This window comes from Trueperaceae bacterium, assembly GCA_023954415.1.
In the GTDB taxonomy this organism is placed as follows: Bacteria; Deinococcota; Deinococci; order Deinococcales; family Trueperaceae; genus JAAYYF01.
Genome location: JAMLIB010000001.1, coordinates 527,189 through 546,951 on the forward strand (window position 1 = coordinate 527,189; position 19,763 = coordinate 546,951).

The 19,763-nt window shown below is 70.5% G+C and carries 15 protein-coding genes and 2 tRNA genes; 8 read left to right on the forward strand and 9 right to left on the reverse strand.

The window, feature by feature from the left end; translation table 11 throughout:
* Positions 1–40: 40 nt before the first annotated feature.
* The 3 genes from M9914_02395 to M9914_02405 form a co-directional block, all read right to left on the reverse strand.
* Positions 41–1,234 carry an ABC transporter substrate-binding protein gene (locus M9914_02395; protein ID MCO5173016.1) on the reverse strand — a complete coding sequence of 398 codons (1,194 nt, stop codon included), beginning with the start codon at positions 1,232–1,234 and terminating at the stop codon, positions 41–43.
* A 140-nt stretch (positions 1,235–1,374) separates the two neighbouring features.
* Positions 1,375–1,451: transfer RNA gene (locus tag M9914_02400), tRNA-Arg, on the reverse strand.
* A gap of 127 nt (positions 1,452–1,578) precedes the next feature.
* The gene (locus M9914_02405) at positions 1,579–2,778 is read right to left on the reverse strand and encodes a serine protease (protein ID MCO5173017.1); all 1,200 of its coding nucleotides are present in this window, start codon (positions 2,776–2,778) and stop codon (positions 1,579–1,581) included.
* A gap of 106 nt (positions 2,779–2,884) precedes the next feature.
* Here M9914_02405 and M9914_02410 point away from each other — a divergent pair, with 106 nt between their 5' ends.
* From M9914_02410 to M9914_02420, 3 genes are all read left to right on the forward strand, one after another.
* A complete protein-coding gene (locus M9914_02410) occupies positions 2,885–3,988 on the forward strand; it encodes a YbfB/YjiJ family MFS transporter (GenBank protein ID MCO5173018.1) in 1,104 nt (367 codons plus the stop codon).
* A gap of 66 nt (positions 3,989–4,054) precedes the next feature.
* Entirely contained in the window at positions 4,055–5,893 is a 1,839-nt protein-coding gene (locus M9914_02415; GenBank protein MCO5173019.1) for an ABC transporter ATP-binding protein/permease, read from the forward strand.
* Positions 5,893–7,710: an ABC transporter ATP-binding protein/permease gene (locus tag M9914_02420; protein ID MCO5173020.1), complete on the forward strand. Its 1,818-nt coding sequence runs from the start codon at positions 5,893–5,895 to the stop codon at positions 7,708–7,710. The genes M9914_02415 and M9914_02420 overlap by 1 nt, the downstream gene beginning before the upstream one ends.
* A 6-nt stretch (positions 7,711–7,716) precedes the next feature.
* Here M9914_02420 and solA read toward each other — a convergent pair whose 3' ends face one another.
* A complete protein-coding gene (gene solA, locus M9914_02425; GenBank protein ID MCO5173021.1) occupies positions 7,717–8,871 on the reverse strand; it encodes an N-methyl-L-tryptophan oxidase in 1,155 nt (384 codons plus the stop codon).
* Positions 8,872–9,113: 242 nt separating this feature from the next.
* Between solA and M9914_02430 the strand changes: the two genes are divergently transcribed.
* On the forward strand, positions 9,114–9,599 hold the full coding sequence (locus M9914_02430; protein MCO5173022.1) for an SRPBCC domain-containing protein: 486 nt from the start codon (positions 9,114–9,116) through the stop codon (positions 9,597–9,599).
* Positions 9,600–9,648: 49 nt separating this feature from the next.
* On the opposite strand, the gene M9914_02435 is transcribed toward M9914_02430, so the two are convergent.
* Positions 9,649–9,969 (reverse strand): type II toxin-antitoxin system VapB family antitoxin, encoded by a 321-nt coding sequence (locus M9914_02435; GenBank protein ID MCO5173023.1) that lies wholly within the window; start codon positions 9,967–9,969, stop codon positions 9,649–9,651.
* A gap of 128 nt (positions 9,970–10,097) precedes the next feature.
* On the opposite strand from M9914_02435, the gene M9914_02440 reads away from it, so the two are divergent.
* From M9914_02440 to M9914_02455, 4 genes are all read left to right on the forward strand, one after another.
* A complete protein-coding gene (locus M9914_02440) occupies positions 10,098–10,448 on the forward strand; it encodes a TfoX/Sxy family protein (protein ID MCO5173024.1) in 351 nt (116 codons plus the stop codon).
* Positions 10,449–10,595: 147 nt separating this feature from the next.
* Positions 10,596–11,765, forward strand: a complete 1,170-nt coding sequence (locus tag M9914_02445; GenBank protein MCO5173025.1) for a YibE/F family protein — start codon at positions 10,596–10,598, stop codon at positions 11,763–11,765.
* Between the two features lie 83 nt (positions 11,766–11,848).
* Positions 11,849–11,925: transfer RNA gene (locus M9914_02450), tRNA-Pro, on the forward strand.
* Between the two features lie 67 nt (positions 11,926–11,992).
* A complete protein-coding gene (locus M9914_02455) occupies positions 11,993–12,664 on the forward strand; it encodes an NUDIX domain-containing protein (GenBank protein MCO5173026.1) in 672 nt (223 codons plus the stop codon).
* A 95-nt stretch (positions 12,665–12,759) separates the two neighbouring features.
* On the opposite strand, the gene M9914_02460 is transcribed toward M9914_02455, so the two are convergent.
* The 4 genes from M9914_02460 to M9914_02475 form a co-directional block, all read right to left on the reverse strand.
* Complete coding sequence (locus tag M9914_02460; GenBank protein ID MCO5173027.1) at positions 12,760–14,814, reverse strand: ribonuclease J; 2,055 nt, start codon at positions 14,812–14,814, stop codon at positions 12,760–12,762.
* A gap of 31 nt (positions 14,815–14,845) precedes the next feature.
* The gene (pnp, locus tag M9914_02465) at positions 14,846–17,050 is read right to left on the reverse strand and encodes a polyribonucleotide nucleotidyltransferase (GenBank protein MCO5173028.1); all 2,205 of its coding nucleotides are present in this window, start codon (positions 17,048–17,050) and stop codon (positions 14,846–14,848) included.
* 219 nt (positions 17,051–17,269) lie between these two features.
* Positions 17,270–17,539, reverse strand: a complete 270-nt coding sequence (gene rpsO, locus M9914_02470; GenBank protein ID MCO5173029.1) for a 30S ribosomal protein S15 — start codon at positions 17,537–17,539, stop codon at positions 17,270–17,272.
* A gap of 109 nt (positions 17,540–17,648) precedes the next feature.
* A complete protein-coding gene (locus M9914_02475) occupies positions 17,649–19,742 on the reverse strand; it encodes a S9 family peptidase (protein ID MCO5173030.1) in 2,094 nt (697 codons plus the stop codon).
* Positions 19,743–19,763: the final 21 nt, after the last annotated feature.

Below are 19,763 nucleotides of genomic sequence, written 5' to 3' on the forward strand. Positions count from 1 at the left end.
AGCCATAGATAGACCGGTCTGCTACCCTGGTGAGGGTGCCTCAACGAACGGTCAGACCGGTCTGTGTCACCTCGATCATCACCAGACCGCGCGGTTGGACCGCGCTCGTGCGGCCGTCCTCCAGGTCGATGCTGCCGGCACCGGTGCAGGTCGGCGGGAGGCCGACCAGGGCGTCCCTCACCGCCTGACGTAGGACGCCCGCGTCGTTCGTCGGGATCTGGAGCGCGAGGACCTGCTCGAAAGCCGAACGCAGGAGATCGAGCCCCGCCAGCACCGGCGCGGTGACGAGCGCGTTGCGCGCGGCCCCGGGAACCTCGGCCAGCCGCGCGGCGTCTTCGGTCGCGGCCGCGGTGCACGGTCCGACGGCGTCGGGGTCGTCGAGCGACCGCGCAAGTCCGCGGTCCCCGGCCAGCGCGGCGGCGGGCGGAGCCGCCACGAGCATGTCGGCGACGCGCGCTCCGGCCGGCGGTTCGCCCCCGGGGAAGAACGGCAGGCTCCTGCCGTACACGTCGCCCTCGTAGCCCCGGCGCCTTAAGGCCGAGACCGCGTTCTCCAGGTCGTCCGCGAAGCCCCAGACCACCACCGCGCCCGGCCGGTTGCTCGCCACCAGGAGCGCCTCGGGTCGCAGCTCGCTCTGGCCCGCCGGGTAGCGCTCGTCGGCGACGAGCCTGATGCCGACGATGGCGCCCAGCGCGACGAGCTGATCGCCGGCCGTGGCGGTGAGGGGCAGGTCGGGCGCGAGGAGGGCGAGCGACGAACGCCCCTTGCGGTACGCGTCGGCCACGATGGCGGCCAGCGCGTCCGTATCCGAGGGCGCGAGCGAGAACGCCCAGTAGTTCTGCCGGTCGGCCGGCTCGAACGGGACGGGCGCCAGCAGCGCGACCCCGGCCGCCTCGGCGACGGCGGCCACCGCGCGGCTGGCCGCCGTCGTGGTGCAGCAGACGAGCGCCAAGGCTCCGTTCGCGATCTGCCCTTCGGCGAGCTCGGCCGCCCGCTGCGGGTCGCCGCCATCGTCGGCCATGAGGAGCTCGACGGGCACGCCGAAGACCCCGCCTCCGGCCCGCACCTCGGACGCCCATGCGGTGCCGACGAGCGTCTGGGCGGCGCCGGGCGCGAGCGTGCGCGAGGCGATGAGGCCGACGATGAGCTCGGAGGCGGCGGAGGCGGTCGGGAGTAACAGGAACGGCGCGGTGAGCGCCGCGAGGAGCGAGGCGGTGAGGACGAGTCTGCGCATGCTGCACCTACCGGTTCTTGCCCTGCCTGGCGACCGTCGATCACTGGCTGGGGGCGGCTCCCCACGATTGCCCCCGCTGTAACTACTCCCACGATTACCCCAACAAGCAGGAAGGCAGGCGTGGGGGGTGGCGGGGAAGGTGGTGCGCCCGACAGGAGTCGAACCTGTGGCCTAGGGCTTAGGAGTCCCCCGCTCTATCCAACTGAGCTACGGGCGCACGCGAAGGTCGCGCTCCTCGTGCTGTTCCAAGGAGCGCGACCGATGATAACAGGTGTGGCTAGGGCGCGAGGTTAGGTGGCCCGGCTCCACCCCCAGGGCGCGGTCGGCCTGACCGGGACCGGGCCTTACCTGACGGAGAGCGTGTAGTTCGTGCTGCGGTCCTCGTAGTACTGGATGACGTCGATATGCCATTCGCCCGGCGTGGGCAGCGAGATCGTGAAGGCTCCGCCCGGAGCCTCCGTGATGTCACGGTACTCCCAGTCGCCCTCGTCGCCCCAGGACTCGATGGGCGCGCCGAACTTGATGGCGAGGTCGAGGTCGTCGTCCGAGTCGAGCAGGACGGTGAGCTCCGCCGTCCCGGCCGGCACGTTCACGCTGTAAGAGTGGAAGTTGATGTACTGGGGCACTCCGCCGATGGCGTACGTCACCTTGTCGCCGAGGCTGAGCTCCTGCACGTAACAGAAGTCGCACGGTCCGACCCCGCTGCTGCTCGGGGCAGCCGGCTGGTCGCTGGTCTGGGTGTTCGACTGCGTGGTGCCCGGTTGCGCCACGGGCGCCCTGGAGCCGGCGCGCGCGACGTCTGGCACGTTGGGCCCGATCAGGGCCCAGCCGAGGCTGATCGGCCTCACGTAAGCCTGCTCCTCGACGTCGAGGTCGTCGTACTTGACCGTGCGCCCGGCCGTCGGGACGCCGATCAGGTAGCCGTTCTCGTCGAACGCGCCACCGCCCGAGTTCCCGTGGGAGATCTTGCCGTCTGTCTTGATCCACTGCTTGCCGCCGCTCTCGAAGTTCTCGCCCACCCAGCCGGACATGAGGCCGGCCGTGAAGGTGATGGTGGAGCCCGAGATGCCGGGGTAGCCGACGATGGTGATGGGGTCGCCAGGGATGAGGTTGTTCGAGTCGCCGACCTGCACGTGAGGGAACACGAAGCCGTCCTCCACGGGCTCCTCGTCGTACCACTCGACGATCTTGAGGAGCGCGAGGTCGTGGGTCGGGTCGCCGGCCACGTACTGCGCCCAGAAGTAGAACTCGGGCGGCTGGTCCGTGAACTCCGGATCCGTGACCCAGATGGTGTGCCACTCGTAGCTGCGACGGGTAGTGAGGTCGCCTGCGACGTGGAAGTTGGTGAGGACGTAGCCGGACGGGCTGATGATGGTGCCGGAGCCGGACCAGTTGACGAGGTCGTCGGCGGCCGTGTCGTAAGGGACGATCTGCACGACCGCCTGAAGGATCGAGAGACGAGTCTCCCGCGGCATCGCCTGGGCGAGCGCGGCCGCGCTCGTGGCGAGGAGCAGCAGGGTTAGGAGTTTATACGCGACGCGCATCGGCAGGTTCCTCTCGGGTGAAGGGGGGAGTCGATATGTCATTGTAGCCCGACCTGATAACGTCTAGGACGTGACATCGCCAACACCTGCCGCGCGTGGGGAGCCCGTGAGCACACTGGTCGCCGCCGCCCTGCTCGGTCTCGGCCCGGCGGCGGCCGTGGGGGTGGGGCGCTTCGCCTACGCCCTCGTGCTACCCGACATGCTGACCGGCCTCGGGCTGAGCCTCACCCAAGCCGGGCTCCTCGGGAGCGCCAACACGGGCGGCTACCTCCTCGGGGCGCTCGGCAGCCACCGCATCCTGCGAGCCGCCGGCCACGGGAAGGGTTTCTACCTGGCGGCGGCCTTGCAGTGCCTGACGCTCTTGGCGCTCGCCTCCGCCCCGCCGTTCTGGGCCATGGCCGCCTTGCGGCTCGCCCAGGGGGTGCTCGGCGCCGTCGTTTTCGTCGGCGGAGCGGCGCTGGTCATGGCGGCGGGCGGCAGGGCGTCGAGCCTCGGGCTCTACTTCGGCAGCATCGGCGTCGGCATGGCCGTCTCCACGGCCGTACTTCCCCTCGCCGCCGACTGGCGGACCGGGTGGCTGTGGCTTGGGCTGCTCGCCTCGGCGCTCGTGGCGGTGAGCCTCTGCGCGTGGTCGCGGCTTCGCGAGCCCGCGCCGCCGGTGGCGGCCGGGGAGGGCAGCCTGCGCCCCGTCGTCGCGGCGCTGGTCAGCTACGGCCTCTACGGCGCCGGCTACATCGCCTACATGACGTTCGTGACCACCGACCTGCGGGTGGCTACCGGCCCGTTCTGGTTCGTCCTCGGGCTCGGCGCCGTCCTCAACGGTCCCGTGTGGGGGCCCCTGTCCGGGCGGCTCGGGGGTCCGGTGGCGCAGGCCGTCGTCCTCCTCACCCTGCTCGTCTCGAGCCTGCCCCCGCTCGTCGCCGCGGCGCCGCACGTCTCTGCGCTCCTCTTCGGGGTCTCGTTCCTCGGCGTCGTCACGGCGATCACGGTGCTGATCAGGGCGCGGCTGCCGGCCGGCGCCTGGCCGCGGGCCATGGGGCTGTCCACCGCGGCGTTCGCCGCCGGGCAGGCGCTCGGCCCGGCCCTCACCGGCGCCCTCGGCGAGGCCTTCGGCGGGGCGACCGGCGCGCTCTGGACGGGCAGCGCCCTGCTGGCGCTCGCGCTCGTCGTGGCGCTCCTGGGCGCGGGGCGACCGGCCACCGGGCCATGACCCCTGTGGCCGGAAACCGCGTCTTCCGGTCTAGACTGGTTGCCGGCCTTCGGAGGGCCGCAGCCGATGGCTATCCCGACCACGACACTTAGAGGCCAGGGCGCCCAGCCGCCGGGCCCTCAGCCGCCAGGCTCGCAGGCGCAGGGCGAGTTCGCCGTAGCCGGCTTGCGCGAGTACGACCGCCGCAGCCCGCTCAGGTGGGTGCTATCGCACCTGCTCCAGTTCTGGCCGCTCCTGTTCGCCTTCCTGGCCTGCGCCGTCGGCACGAACGTGCTCGTCTCGATCATCCCGCGCGTGACGGGCGACGCCTTCGACCTCGTCATCTCGGGCCAGGCAGACGCGCGCGCGTTGCTGAGGGTCGGGCTCCTCATCCTCGGTCTGGTGGCCGCGCGCGGCGTGCTCGACCTGGCCATGAGCTTCTCCGTGGAGACCCTCGGCCAGCGGCTGGAGCGCGACGCGCGCCACGAGCTCTACGTGGCGCTGCTCGGCAAGAGCCAGACGTTCCACAACCGCAACCGCGTGGGCGACGTGATGGCGCGCGCCGCGAACGACGTGCGCCAGCTCAACCCGATGATGAACCCCGGCGTGGCGCTTATAACGGAGTCGCTCGCCAGCCTCGTGACGCCGATGGTGTTCATCGCGCTCATCGACGTCCGCTTGCTCCTCGCGCCCGCCCTGTTCGTCGTGTCGTTCTACTTCGCCCTGCGCTCTTACATGCGGCAGCTCGAGCCCGTCTCGACGGCTCAGCGCCAGCAGTTCGGCGTCCTGAACGCGGCGCTCAACGAGACCATCACGGGCATCATGGTCGTGAAGTCCACGGTGCGCGAGGACGCCGAGCGCCTCGCGTTCGCGCGCAACGCCAAGGCGTTCCGCGACTACTTCGTCAAGGCCGGGCTCGTGCAGGCGCGCTACCTGCCCCTGCTGCTCATAGGCCTGGCCGTCGCGGGCGCGTTCGCCCACGGCCTCTACCTCCTCGCGCACGGCGCGATCTCAACGGGCGACCTCGTCGCCTACATGGGCCTCATGGCCGTCATGCGCTTCCCGGCCTTCATCTCGATCTTCACGTTCTACCTCGTGCAGATGGGCATGGCCGGCGCCAGGCGCATCCTCGACCTCATAACGGCCGAGGTCGAGATGGACGAGAACGCCGCCGGCCATAACGCGCGCATCGCCGGCGCCCTGGCCTTCGACGGCGTGACCTTCGCCTACGAGGGTGCGGCCGACGCCAAGGAGGCGCTCAAGGACGTCTCGTTCGAGGTGGCGCCCTGCCAGACGGTCGCGGTCGTCGGGCAGACCGGGTCGGGCAAGAGCTCCATCACCAAGCTCGTCAACCGCATCTACGACCCGACGCAAGGCCGCGTGCTCATCGACGGCGTCGACGCCCGCGACTGGAACCTCGAGGCCCTGCGCTCGCAGGTCTCCGTCATCGAGCAGGACGTCTTCCTCTTCTCCCGCTCAGTGGCGGAGAACATCGCCTTCGGGCTCGGGGAGTCCGCCACGCGCGAGCGCGTGGTCGAGGCGGCCAAGGCCGCGCAGGCGCACGAGTTCATCATGGCGATGCCGGAAGGGTACGACACCGTCATCGGCGAACGCGGCGCGACGCTGTCCGGCGGTCAGAGGCAGCGCCTCGCCATCGCGCGGGCGCTCCTAACGGACCCGCGCATCCTGATACTCGACGACTCGACGAGCGCCATCGACAGCGCGACGGAGGACGCCATCCAGCGCGCCATCAACGCCGTTCTGGAGGGCAGGACCACCCTGATGATCACGCACCGCCTCGCGCAGATCCGCCGCGCCGACCTCGTGCTCCTCATGCACGGCGGTAGGGTCGTGGCGCGCGGCAACCACCAGGAGCTCTTGGCCGGTAGCGACCTCTACCGGCGCATCTTCGCGAGGCAGGACTGATGGGCTTCGTCATGGACGGCCTCTCGGCCGAAGGCTACGACCGCGAGTACACGGACGGTCAGCTCGTCAGGCGCATCGTCAAGTACTTCAGGCCGCACCTCGCCATCATGCTGATCGTCGGGCTGGCGGTGCTCGTGGCCGCGGCGCTGGACGCCACCCTGCCCGTGCTCGTGTCCGCCGGCATCGACGGCCTGGCGGCGGCCGAGGACATGCGCCGCGAGCTGTGGGACCGCGCGGGCTGGCTCGTGGCGGCGTTCGCGCTGGCGGGGGCGCTCTCCTGGGGCCTCAACTTCCTGCGCCAATGGTTGACGGCGCGCGCCGTCGGGGACGTGGTGCTCGAGCTGCGCTACGACGCCTTCGAGGCCGTGATGCAGCGCGACATGTCGTTCTACGACGAGTTCTCGACCGGGCGCATCGTCAGCCGCGTCACGTCCGACACGCAGGACTTCTCGAACGTCGTCACGCTGACCCTCAACCTGATCAGCCAGGTGCTGCAGGTCGTCATCCTCCTCGGCATCCTGCTCTACATCGACGCCCGCCTCGCGCTCATCGCCCTCGCAATCGCGCCCGTCGTGGTGGCCATCGCGCTAGCGTTCAGGCACATCGCCCGCGTGGTCACCGTGCAGGCTCGGCGCGTCCTCGCGGAAGTGAACGCGAACGTGCAGGAGTCGCTCACCGGCATCTCGGTCGCGAAGGCCTTCAGGCAGGAGCACGCCGTCTACCGCCTGTTCCTCGGTGTCAACGACCAGTCCTACCGCCTCAACCTCCTGCAGGGCTACATCTTCTCGTCCATCTTCCCGGTCCTTGGCATCGTCGGCGGTGTCGGCACCGCGCTCATCGTCTACTTCGGCGGGCTACGCGCGCTCGACGGCAGCATCACGGCCGGCGAGTGGTTCCTGTTCGTGCAGGTCGTGGGCCTCTTCTGGTTCCCCCTCACCTCGATCGCGTCGTTCTGGAGCCAGTTCCAGCTCGGGCTGTCCGCCAGCGAGCGCGTCTTCGCGCTCATCGACGCCGAGGCGCGCGTGGTGCAGACGGACGCGGTCCAGTCGGAGCGCGTGGCCGGGCGCATCCGGTTCGAGGGCGTCGACTTCGGCTACACCGACAAGGAGCTCGTCCTAGAGGGGTTCGACCTCACGATCGAGGCGGGGGAGACCGTCGCGCTCGTCGGCCACACGGGCGCGGGCAAGTCGAGCATAGGCAAGCTCGTGGCGCGGTTCTACGAGTTCCAGGGCGGGCGCCTGACGATAGACGGGCGCGACATCCGCACTCTCGACCTGGCGAGCTACCGGCGCCACCTCGGCGTGGTCCAGCAGACCCCGTTCCTCTTCAGCGGGACGGTGCGCGACAACATCGGCTACGGCAAGGAAGGCGCCACGGACGCCGAGGTCTTGGCCGCCGCCGCGCGCATCGGCGGGGGAGACTGGTTGGGGGCGCTCCCGAACGGGCTCGACACGGACGTCGGCGAGGGCGGCAGGGGCGTGTCGATGGGCCAGCGCCAGCTCGTCGCCATGGCGCGGGTGCTCCTGCAGGACCCGAGCATCCTGATCCTCGACGAGGCGACGGCCAGCGTCGACCCGCTGACCGAGGCGCAGATCCAGGAGGGCCTCGACGAGGTCCTGGCGGGGCGCACGGCGATCGTGATCGCCCACCGGCTCTCGACCGTGCGCTCGGCCGACCGCATCCTGGTCCTGGAGGAGGGCGCCGTAGTCGAGCAGGGGTCGCACGAGCAGCTGTTGGCCCGGGGCGGGCATTACGCCGAGCTGTACGACACGTACTTCAGGCACCAGAGCGCGGCGTACGACCCGTCGGCGGTCTGAGCGGGCTCAACCGAAGCGGTCCGCGCGGAACTCGCGTATGGCGGGCGCGCCGTCAAGCAGGTCGGCCGCCAAGTCGCCGAACAGCGGTCCGAACTTGAACGCGTGCCCCGACCCGCCGCCCAGGAGCACGACGTTCGCGTGCAGCGGGTGGCGGTCGACGATGAAGGCCTCGTCCGGCGTCCGCGTGTAGAGGCAGGTGGTGCCGGCGATAGGGGTGTCGCCCAGGCCCGGCAGGAGCCGCGTCGCCGCCGCGACCGTGTCGGCCGCGCGCGCCTGGTCGAGCGCGAAGTCGCGCTCGTCGGCGTTCTTCAAGGGCGTCGTCCGGTCGTGGTGCGCGACCTTGACGGCGTGCGGGTACTCGAAGGCGGGCAGGCCGTAGATGCCGTCGATCCGGTTCGCGCGGCGCTCGATGAAGACGGGCATGCGTCCGACGAGGTAGGCGCCGGCGTTCTGCCGGTCGGCGTTCTGCCGGTCGGCGTTCCACTCGATCGGCAGGTAGACGACCTGCTGCTGCTCCACGACCAGCGGCAACCGCAGGTCGGCCGTGAGGCGGCCGAGCCAGGCGCCGGCCGCGATGACGAGCCGCCCGGCCGCGTAGGTCTTGCGGGACGTCCTCACCGCCACGCCGCTCGGGCCCGGGAGCACCTCGAGCACCGGCTCGCGCTCGCGCAGCTCGGCGCCGCGGGCGGCGGCCGAGCGGAGGAGGGCGGCGACCGCGCGCGTGGCGGGCAGGACCGCGGAGGCGGGGTGGTAGACGGCGTGCGTGCCGTCGAGGACGTCGAAGATGGGGAAGCGCGCCGCCAGGTCGGCTCGGCTCAGGCGCTCGCCCGGGCTGCCGGCGGCCGCCAGCGAGTCCAGCATGGCCTCGGCGTCCTCGTCCTCCTGCGCGAAGAGGTCGACGCCGCCCGTGCGGAAGAGGAGCCGCTCACCCGTCTCAGCCTCCAACTCGCCCCACAGCGGGTCGGCACGCACGGCCAGGCGCGTGTGCAACTCGTCGACGTACGCATGGCGGAAGATCCGCGAGCCGCCGTGCGACGAGCCGCGCTCGTGCAGGAGCTCGTGCTGCTCCAGGACGAGGACGCTACCGTCCAGGGCCAGTCTGCGGGCGGCCGCGGCGCCGATCACGCCGGCGCCGATCACGATCGTGTCGAAGGTGGTCATCGGCGGCCAAGTATGCCATATCAGGGGGTCGCGAGCGCATACCGGTCGCCCTCGCTGCCGACACGGACACCCCTGCCTAGCATCTGACATAGTCAGGCACCGCGAAGGGCTGCACGAGGCGGGGCAGCTCCGGCCCGCCGCGTTCGAGGACGCCGAGGGCCGCATGCGAGCGCGCCGGGCGCGCCTCGAGGAGGCTACCGCGGGCTGGACGAACCGCTACTCGGAGCCACGAAGGAGAGACCATGAGCCACGACCACGCAAGCGACCCCAAGCCGACCACGCACACCCGGACAGGCGAGCAGAGCCTCTTCCACCGTCGCGAGTTCGACGCCCCTGCCGCGCTCGTGCAGCGCGCCCACACTGATCCGGAGCTCTTCGTGCGGTGGATGGGCCCCCGCGGTACCACGGTGAGCATCGCCCACTTCGACGCGGTCACGGGCGGCGCGTTCCGTTACATCGTCGAGGCTGAGAAGGGCAGGTGGGCGTTCCGCGGGTCGTACCACGAGGTCTCGCCTGGCCAGATCGTCCACACGTGGGAGTACGAGGACGAGCCGGGCGCCACGCTCGAGACGCTCAGGTTCTTCGACCTGCCCGGCGGTCGCAGCGCGCTCGAGGTCCTCTCGACCTTCACGTCGAGGGAGGCCTGCGATGCCATGGTCGCGAGCGGCATGGACGGGGGCATGGACACGAACTTCGAGCAGCTGGACGAGGTGCTGCGAGAACCGTAGGACGCACGCGGTGCTCGAGCGCCCGACTCGCCTACGAGAAGCGCGGCGGTCAGGCGCTGGTGACCTCGGTGAGCGAGAAGCCCGTGCCCTGGTAGAGGAGGGGCGCTCCGAGCCTGGTCGCGAGCGCGTAAGCGAAGCAGTCGCCGAAGTTCAGGGCGGCCCTATGCGCTCCGCGGCCGTACTTGGCGTAGGCGAGCCTCGCGAGGTCGGCTTCCAGCCTGGAGAGTTTCGGGGACGCTGGCGGTGTCGAGGTTCGTGCCAGCGCTTCCGCCAGCGCGTCCGCGACGGCCTGGGTCATGGTGGTGCCGCGCCTCTCGGCCAACTCACGGGCCAGGCGGTGGGTGATCGCGTCCTTGATGTTGAGCGCCATGCGCGCCTCCTGGTTCCACCACATACCTTTTGCGGTGGAAGGTGGAAAGGGGAGCGGTGCTCGGGCGCTTGTCGACTCGACCGTGCCAGCCGGCGTTACCGCCCCGCGGAGAGGATATCGTCACGCTCATGGCAACGGCCCTCCAAGAAGAGCTGATCCTCCGCGTGCGCTCCCTGCTCTCGCCCGACCTCCCCGTGCGCGAGGTGGCCATGTTCGGCGGTCGGGCGGTCATGGTGAACGAGAAGATGATCGTCAGCGCTAGCAGGAGCGGTGAACTGCTCGTGCGCGTTCCGGCGCGCCGCCATGACGAGTTGCTCGCTCGACCCGGAGCGAGGCAAGCCGAGATGGGTGCCGGCCGCACCATGGGCCCGGGCTGGCTGACCGTCTCCGCGGAGTCGCTCGCGGCCGAGGAGGAGTTGGCCTACTGGATCGCTGCCGCGATGAGCCACAACGAGTCCGCGGCCCGGGGACGCGGGTGAAGGATGGGAGGTACCCCTGGTCTGCGCAGGTAGAGATAGCTGCCAGGTAGGGCGGTTGCATCTGTCCGCTGCGCCTGCGTATCCTCGGAGATCCCCGGGGCGGCCGGAACGGCTCGCACGCCCGCGGATCGTGATCGGAGCCCCACCGTGCGTGACAGCCAAACATGCCCGAGCGTGCCGACCGCGCCGCGCCGCCTGCGGCCGGCCCGTCTGCTGCTTGCCTCTGCCTGGCTACTGCTGAGCCTGCTCGCCGCCGTGGCGAGCGCCCAGACGCCCAACCCGGAGTTCGGCTACCTCGAAGGGCGCATAGTCGAGCTGCAGTACACCGACCCGGCCGCGCCGACCGCAGGCGGGGCCGCCGTGGTGAGGCTCGGCAGCGGCGAACGCGTGAACGCGGAGGTGCCGGCTTCGGTCGAGGTCGCGGGTTCGGCCATCACCCCTTACCGCGTGGGCGACCAGGTCGAGCTCTACTACTCGCAGGGACCGGGCGGGCAGCGGACCGTCGTGGTGGTCGACTGGATAAGGCGGCCGGCCCTCTTCGTGCTGGTCGCGCTGTTCCTCTTCACGAGCGTGGCCGTGGCGCGCTTCAAGGGCCTACGCGCGTTCGTGGCCACCAGTGCGAGCCTGGCCATCGTGATCGCGTTCATCGTGCCCCGCATCCTCGACGGTTGGAGCCCCATACTCGTCAGCCTCGTGGGGGCCGGCAGCATCCTCCTCCTCTCCATCTACTTCGTGCACGGCCTCAACTGGTCCACGACCGCCGCGATCGCCGGCACCTTCGGCGCCGTGGTGGTGACGATGGTCCTCGGCGTCGCCTTCATGCACTTCGCTCGGCTGACCGGCTTCGGCACCGAGGAGGCCATGATGATCTCCTTCGGCGCCAGCCAAGTGAGCATGCGCGGCCTGCTGCTGGCCGGCCTGCTCGTCGGAGCGCTCGGCGCGCTGACCGACACGACGATCGTGCAGGCGAGCGTGGTGCGCGAGCTGGCGCACGTCGACCCCGAACTGCCGTGGCTCAGCCTCTACAGCTCGGGCATGCGCGTTGGCTACGACCACATCGGCTCCCTGGTGAACACCCTCGTGCTCGCCTACGCCGGCTCCGCCCTACCCCTCCTGGTGCTGCTCACGATGGGCGACTTCACGCTGGCCCGCGCCGTCAACATCGAGCTGGTGGCCACCGAGGTCGTTCACACCCTCGTCGGCTCCATCGGGCTCGTCCTGTCCGTCCCGATCACCACGGCGATCGCGGCCCTGATGTTCGCGGGCGGCAAGATGGCGCTGCGCCCAGGCGAGCTTCATGCGGGCCACAAGCATTGACTAGGACTTCGGCCCACACGTAAACTTGCGGTTGCGCCCTGAAGGAGCGCCCGCAGGTAGGCCATGCGCCGCCGCGGTCATAGCGGGGTGTAGCGCAGCCTGGTAGCGCACTTGACTGGGGGTCAAGTGGTCGTCGGTTCAAATCCGGCCACCCCGACCAGCAAGATCCCGTCCGTAACGGACGGGATCTTGAGCTTTCGCCACCCCGAGCCCTGTATCATCCTCCCGTGACCGACCCGAGCACGGAACCGCTCGACGTCCTCGACGCCGCCGGTGTGGTCACCGGCCGCGTGAAGCCGCGCGCGCAGGTGCACGTCGACGGCGACTGGCACCGCGCCATCCACATCTGGGTGGTGCGGCCCGGCGGCCTAGTGCTGGTGCAGCGCCGGTCCTGGACCAAGGACCTGGAAGGTGGCAAGCTCGACGTCAGCGTGGGCGGGCACGTGCGCGCCGGCGAGCCGTTCGTCGACTCGTTGAGGGAGGCGAAGGAGGAGCTCGGCCTGACGCTGCGGCCCGGCCAGGTGGAGTACCTCGGCACGGTCGTAAGCGTGCGCGAGTACCCGGGCCTGCCGGTCCCGCTGACCGACCGCGAGCATCAGGACGTCTATGTCACCCGCGACGAGCGCCCGCTGGACGAGTACCGCCTGCAGCTCGAGGAGGTCGAAGCGGTCTACGAGGTGCCCGTGGCGCGCGCCGTGACCCTCTTCCGCCACGGCGAGCACGTCGCGGCCGCCGGCTACGACTCCATGCGCAGGCCAAGTAACGCCCTCCTGTACGAGGCCGACCTGCCCAGCCAGGGCCGTGAGCTCCTGGCCGAGTCGCTCGAGCGCGTGGCGGCGTACCTGAACGGCGAAGGGGCGTCGGACATAGCCCAACGCCCCTTCGGGGCCGAACCTTAGGTGACCGGGCGCCCCGCGCCCGCCACGCCCCACCGACCCTTACGCGCCCGGTGCGCCGCGCCCCTCGGCGCCTACCCTTCGGCCCGAGGCGCCCCTCAGTTCTCGATCACGGTCGGCACGATGAGCGGGTTGCGCCCCGTCGCCTTCCGGATGTAACGCCTCACGGGGTAGAAGATGTCGTCGCGGATGTCGCCGAGGCGGCGCTTCTCGCGGATGCCGCGCTGCAGGCTCTCCAGCGCGATCTTCTCGACCTCGTCCTTCATGCCGTTGCTGCCCTGGGCGACGCCGCGCATGATGACCTCGACGGTCGGCGACTTGCTCGCGAGCGCCATGATCACCACGACGCCGTCCGCGGACAGCGCCTGGCGGTCGCGGATGATGGGCTCCGTCACCTCGTCGCCGGCCTTGCCGACGGTGTCGATGAGCACGACGCCGGCGTCGACGCTCCCCGTCACCTTCATGTCGTCGCGGCTCAGCTCGACCACGTCGCCGTTGCCGACGATGAGCGTCTTCTTCGGCGGGTGGCTCATGCCGTCCGCCAGGCGCTGGTGGTGCACCTGGTGGCGCATCTCGCCGTGCCACGGCAGGAAGAACTTCGGGCGCGTCAGGTCGAGGATGAGCTTGAGCTCCTCGCGGCTGGCGTGACCGGACGTATGCACCTTGTAGGCGGGCGGGTAGAGGACGTTGACGCGGCTGGCGTAGAGCTGGTTGATTACGCGCCCGACGGCCTCCTCGTTGCCAGGGATGGGGTTGGAGGAGAGGATGACCGTGTCGCCCGGCTTGAGGCGGATCTTCCGGTGCGTGCCGTTGGCGAGGCGCGAGAGGGCCGCCATCGGCTGACCTTGTGACCCGGTGCACAAGAAGAGGACCTTGTCGTCCTGCATGTCGCCGAGGTCGTCCGTGCTCACGAAGGCGTGCTTGGCCTCCAGGTAGCCGAGCTCCTGGGCGATGCCGATGGCCTTGACCATCGACCGCCCCTCCATGACCACGCGCCGGTCGTAGCGCTCGGCGATGCGCACGAAGTTCTGCAGACGGTGCACATGGCTCGAGAACGTCGTGACGATGACGCGCCCCTTGGCCTTGGCCACGATCTCGTCCACCGCCATGGCCACATCGTGCTCGCTCGGCGTGTAGCCGGGGCGCTCGGCGTTGGTGCTGTCCGAGATGAGGAGCAGCACGCCGTCGGCGCCCGCCTGGGCGAGCTTGTGGAGGTGGCTCGTCTTGCCGTCCGCCGGGTTGTAGTCGAGCTTGAAGTCGCCCGAGTGCACCACGCGTCCGATGGGCGTGTGGACGATGATGCCGGAGTTGTCGGGGATGGAGTGGGTCATGCGGAAGAAGTCGACCGTGAAGCTCTTGCTGACCTTCACGCGCGCGTCCGTGCTGATCTCGCGCAGGTCGACGTCGGACTCGCTGAGCTTGAACTCCTCGAACTTCCCGCGCAGGAGCCCGAGCGTGAGCCGGGCACCGTACATGGGGACCTTCGGCAGGAGCCTGATCATGTACGGCAGGCCGCCGATGTGGTCCTCGTGCCCGTGCGTCAGCACCCAGCCCTTGATCTTGTGGGAGTTCTCGACGACCCAGTCGATCTTCGGCACGATGATGTCGACGCCGAGCATCTCCGTCTCCGGGAACGCGAGGCCCCCGTCGACCAGGAGGATCTCGTCGTCGTACTCGAAGGCGAACATGTTCTTGCCGATCTCGCCCATGCCGCCGAGCGCGATGACCTTCAGCTTCTTGTCGTCGCCCTGGGCCTGCCGCTCGCTAGCGGGAGCACCGCCGGAGCCCTGGGTGGCGCCGGCTCTCCTGGGAGCGTCGCCGGCGCGTTGGTCCGGTCGACCGGCGGCCTGGCCGCCTTGACCACTCTGGCCGCCTTGACCCGCCTGGCCGTCCTGACGCCCCGCGCCCTGCCGCCCAGCGCCGCGGCGTCCGCGCCGCGCCCTGCCGCCGCCGTCGGCCGGCGCCTGTGGGGCGCCGCCCGGGTCCTTGGCAGCGGCATCCTTGGCGGTAGCCGCCTTCGACCCCTGCCTGTCGTCTTGCCTTGCTTCCGGTCGCCGCGCCCGTGGCGCGGCAGGGCTTTCCTGGCCGCTCGTGTCGGCGGCGGCGCGCTTTCTTCTGCGCGTCTCGTTGAGCTTGCGCTCGTCATCTGGCATGTTCTGTTTCCTCTATCTGCTTGATTTCGTCTTAGAAGCGGTCGCGCCGGGGGCCGCGGTCGCGGCTGTTCCGGTCGCGTCGCTCTCCGCGGTCGCCGCCTGGACCACGTCGCGGTCCGCGCGGGGCGATCTTGCCTTCCAGCTCGGGGCGCACGAGGTCGATCTTGCCGCGCTCGTCGATGCCGTTGACCTTGACCCTCAGCCGGTCGCCCTGCTTGAGGAAGTCCTCGACGTTCTCGACGCGCTCCTCGGCGATCTGGCTGATGTGCAGCAGGCCGTCAGTGCCCGGGAAGAGCGTGATGAAGGCGCCGAACTCCGTCGTCTTGGCAACCACGCCGTCGTACTCCTTGCCGACCTCGGCGGAGGCGGTGAGCGCCTCTATCTGGGCCTTGACGGCCCTGGCGGCGGTGGAGTCCTCGGAGTAGATGCGCACGGTGCCGTCTTCCTGGACCTCGACGGTCGCGCCCATGGCCTCGAGCTCCCGGATCTGCTTGCCGCCGGGCCCGATGACCGTGCCGATCTTGTCGACCGGGATCTTGACCTGCAGGATGCGCGGGGCGCGGGCCGAGATCTCGCTCCTCGCGGCCGGGAGGGCCTTCGCCATCTCGCCGAGGATGTGCAGCCTGCCGATGCGCGCCTGGGCGAGGGCCTCGCGCATGACGGCGGCGGTGATGCCGCCGATCTTGATGTCCATCTGCAGGGCCGTCACGCCCTCCGCCGTCCCGGTGACCTTGAAGTCCATGTCGCCGAGGGCGTCCTCGGAGCCGAGGATGTCCGTGAGGATGCGGTAGGACGAGCCTTCCATCACGAGGCCCATGGCGATGCCGGCCACGGAGGCCCTGAGGGGCACGCCGGCGTCCATGAGCGCGAGGCAGCCGGAGCAGACCGTGGCCATCGAGGACGAGCCGTTGGACTCGAGCGTCTCGCCGACGACGCGCACCACGTAAGGGAACTCCTCCTGGCTCGGCATGACGTCGAGCAGGGCGCGGCGCGCGAGGTTGCCGTGGCCGAGCTCGCGCCTGCCTGTCCCCCTGAGGCGCTTGACCTCGCCGGTGGAGAAGGGCGGGAAGTTGTAGTGCAGCATGAACTCCTCGCTGGAGTCCAGGCTGAGGTCGTCCACGAGGCGGTTATCGCGGCCCGTGCCGAGGGTCGCCACGCCGAGGACCTGCGTCTCGCCGCGCGTGAACACGGCTGAGCCGTGGGCCATCGGCAGCACGCCTGTCTCGATCCAGATGGGCCGCACCTGATCGGAGCGCCGGCCGTCCACGCGGAGGTTCTCCTCGAGGATGAGGCGGCGCAGCTCGGCCTGCTCGACCTTGTCGAACGCGACCTTGTACTCCTCGACGAGCGCGGCGGCGCCGTCGGCCGTGGCGTCGGGGACGAGCTCGGCGATGATCGCATCGCGCAGCGCCTTGACGGTCTCGGAGCGCTCGTGCTTGCCTTCCGTGAGGAGGGCGGCGCGCAGCTTGCCGGCCGCGCCGCGCCGCACGCCCTCGAGGGCCGCCTGGGAGAGCTCTACGGCGGGGGTGAAGCCCTTCTTGGCCTGGCCGATCTCGCTCTTGATCCGCTCGATGAGCGCCACGACGGGGGCGAGCTGCGCCTGGGCGAACTCGATGGCGCCGACCATCACGTCCTCGCCGAGCTCGTTGGCGGCCGCCTCGACCATGAGCACGGCGTCCTTGCTCGCCGCGACGGTCAGCTCCAGCTGGGAGCCGCCCTCGTGGAGGAGGCGCATGCTGGGGTTGGCGACGTACTGGCCGTCCGCGTAGCCGACGGTGCAGCAGGCCGTCGGGCCGTTCCACGGGATGTCGGAGATGGAGAGGGCGGCGGAGGCGCCGATGGCGGCGAGCGGCGCCGGGTCGTTGACCTGGTCGGCCGAGAGCACGGTCACGATGACCTGGACCTCGTTGCGCAGGCCCTTGGGGAAGAGGGGGCGGATCTGGCGGTCGACGATGCGCGCGTTGAGCGTGCCCTGGATGCCGGGGCGGCCCTCGCGGCGCATGAACGAGCCGGGGATCTTGCCGATGGCGTAGTGGCGCTCCTCGTACTCGACCGTGAGGGGGAGGAACGGCACGGGGGAGGCGCTGTCGTTCATCTGCGCCGTGACCAGCACGAGCGTGTCGCCGTAGCGCACGGTCACGCTGCCGGCCGCCTGCTTGGCGAGCTTGCCCGTTTCGATGACCAGCTCGCGGCCGCCGAACTGGGTGATGTACCGGTGGTGGTTGGGTAGGTTCACTGTCTCTCCTTCGCTCTCTTCCGCTTCGATGCCCGCTGTCATGACCTTGCCGGCCATGTGTGAACGGCGAGGCCGTGGGTTGGCCTCGCCGCTGGTGCCAAGTTCAGTCAGTGGCGCTCGCGAAGGCGCCTCTGGTGTATGAGCCGCACGGTCCATCTGGGGCGGCCGTGCAGTGGCCTCGACCTCGTCCGGCAGGGATGATCCTTCTCGGCTGCCGGCTCAGCGGCGGAGTCCGAGGTTGGCGATCAGTTCCTTGTACGCGTCGTAATCCGTGCGCTCCAAGTAGGAGAGGAGGCGCTTGCGCTTGCCGACCATCATGAGCAGGCCGCGGCGGCCGTGATGGTCCTTCTTGTGGTTCTGGAGATGGGCGCTGAGCTCCTCGATGCGCTTGGTCAGGAGCGCCACCTGCACGGGGGCCGAACCGGTGTCCTGCGCGTCCTTACCGTAACGCTCGATGACCTCGAGCTTCTGTTCCGCGTTCATCGGCATATCTTTGGTCTACCTCTCAGATCGTGTGTTCCCGAGCCGGATCCGCTTGCTATTCGAGTCGATACCGGCCAAGGTGTCAACCGACGAATTGTAGCACATGCCTGGCGGGTCAGGGGTGAGCCTCGAACCAACCAACGATGGCCTCGAGCCGCGCGACCCGCCTGTCGGGCCTGCCCGAGCGGGAGAGCTCGTGGCCTTCGCCCGGCACGCGGAAGAGCTCCGTCTCCGCCTTCCCGAGGTGCTTGAGCACGGCGAAGAGCTGCTCCGCCTGCTCGATGGGGCAGCGGTAGTCCTCCTCGGAGTGCACGATGAGGAGGGGCGTCTCGATCTTGTCGGCGTACCGGATGGGGCTCTGGCGCCAGAGCGCCTCCACGTCGCCCCACGGCACCCCGGCGAGCTCGCGCTCGACGAACCATGGGCCGATGTCCGAGGTGCCGTACATGCTCGTCCAGTTGCAGATGCTCCGCTGGGTGACGGCGGAGCGGAAGCGCGTCGTCTGGCCGACCAGCCAGTTCGTCATGAAGCCGCCGTAGCTGCCCCCGGTCAGGTGGAGCGGGGTCTTCTTGCGGCCGAGGCGCGCGGCACCGGCCTCCGCGAAGGCCATGACGTCGTCGGCGTCCACCGACCCGTACCGGCCGAGCATGCTCGTGGCGAACGTGTGACCGTAGCTGCTGCTCCCGCGCGGGTTGCCGAAGATGACGGCGTAGCCCCGTGCCGCCAGGAGCTGGAACTCGAGCTGGAAGCCGTAGCCGTAGTTCGTGTGCGGACCGCCGTGGACTTCGACCACCGCGGCGCCGTCCTTGCGGGGCTTGGCGGGCTCGAGGACCCAGAACTGCGCTTCGGCGTCGCCGGCCGTGAAGGGCCCAGCCGGGGTCGCGAGCTCGAGGCGCTTGCGCCAGGCGTCGTTCGCGTGGCTGAGCCGTACCTCGCGCCCGTCCGCGAGGAGGGCGTTCACCTCGCCCGGCGTGTCGGGCGTCTCGGCGATGAAGAGCGCCGCCACGCCGCCGGCGGTGGTCGGCGCCGCGAAGGCCGTGACGACGCGCCCGCTCGCCGCGATGGACGCGGTCCCGACGGTCGAGCTCTTGCCTGCCGTCGGCGTGCCGGGCCTGGCCTTGGCGGCCGAGGTCGAGTCGGCGCCGAGCGCGTCCGCGAGAGGCTGGAGCGCGCCGTCGAGGGTGAGGCGCGCCAGACCGCTCGCCCCCGCGGCGTTCACGAGCACGGTGAGCGCCGAGCCGTCCTCGCTCCACGCCGGTCCGAACGGGTAAGCGCCGAAGCGGCTGTCGCCCCCGGCGCTCGGGGGCGTCGCGACCTCGCCCGAGAGGAGGCGGGGCTTGGCGCGCGGCCCGCGCGCGTCGAGGAGCCAGACCCCGCCTTCGGCCGCCACGTCGTCCTGGCGCTGGCTGGCCGTGTACGCCAGCCAGGCGCCGTCGGGAGAAGGCTGCAAGGACGACAAGCCGACGACGTCCTCGACGCGGACGCTCGCCGTGCCCGTCTTCAGGTCGAGCAGGGCGATGTCGGCACGGAACTCGCCGGCCGAGCGCTCGCCGGCCGGGACGGCGAGCCACACCGCCGCGCCTCCCGGTGCGAACGCCATGAGCCGCGGCGACTCGTGAAGGTCCGTGACCTTGCGCGACTCGCCCTTGGCGAGGTTCAGGACGTATAGCTGGCTGGTCGTGCTTGGTACGACGCCGACGCCGTCCCCGCGCCAGTAGCGCCTGGTGATGCGCCGCGGCTGGCCGTTCTTGGCGCCCAGGTCATCGTGCTCGCCGAGGCTCAGGTAGGCGATCCGCTTGCCGTCCGGCGCCCAGGCGAACGCGGCCACGCCCGCCTTGTGGCTCGTGAGCCGCTCGGGTTCGCCGCCGCCGACCGGCATGACGTGGAGTTGAGCCGGGGCGCCGGCCTCGCCGGTGCGGAGGAAGGCGAGCCGGTCGCCGGTGGGGGAGAAGCGCGGCGACCTGTCCGCGTACTCCCCGCGGGTGAACTCGGTCGGCCTGCGCCTGCCGAGGCCCTCGAGCGGGCGCAGGTGGACGCGGCTCCGGTAACGGGGCGGCGTGTAGGGCTTGCCGCCCGCGGCTTCGGGGTCGCCGACGGCCGGCACGACGTCGGTGAGTACCCACGCCGCAAGGCGGCCGTCGGCCGAGACCTGGACGTCGGAGACCGTGCGCAGGGTGAGGAGATCACTGCTCTTCAGGGGTCTGGCCACGTGAGGACTACCGTTCCGCGC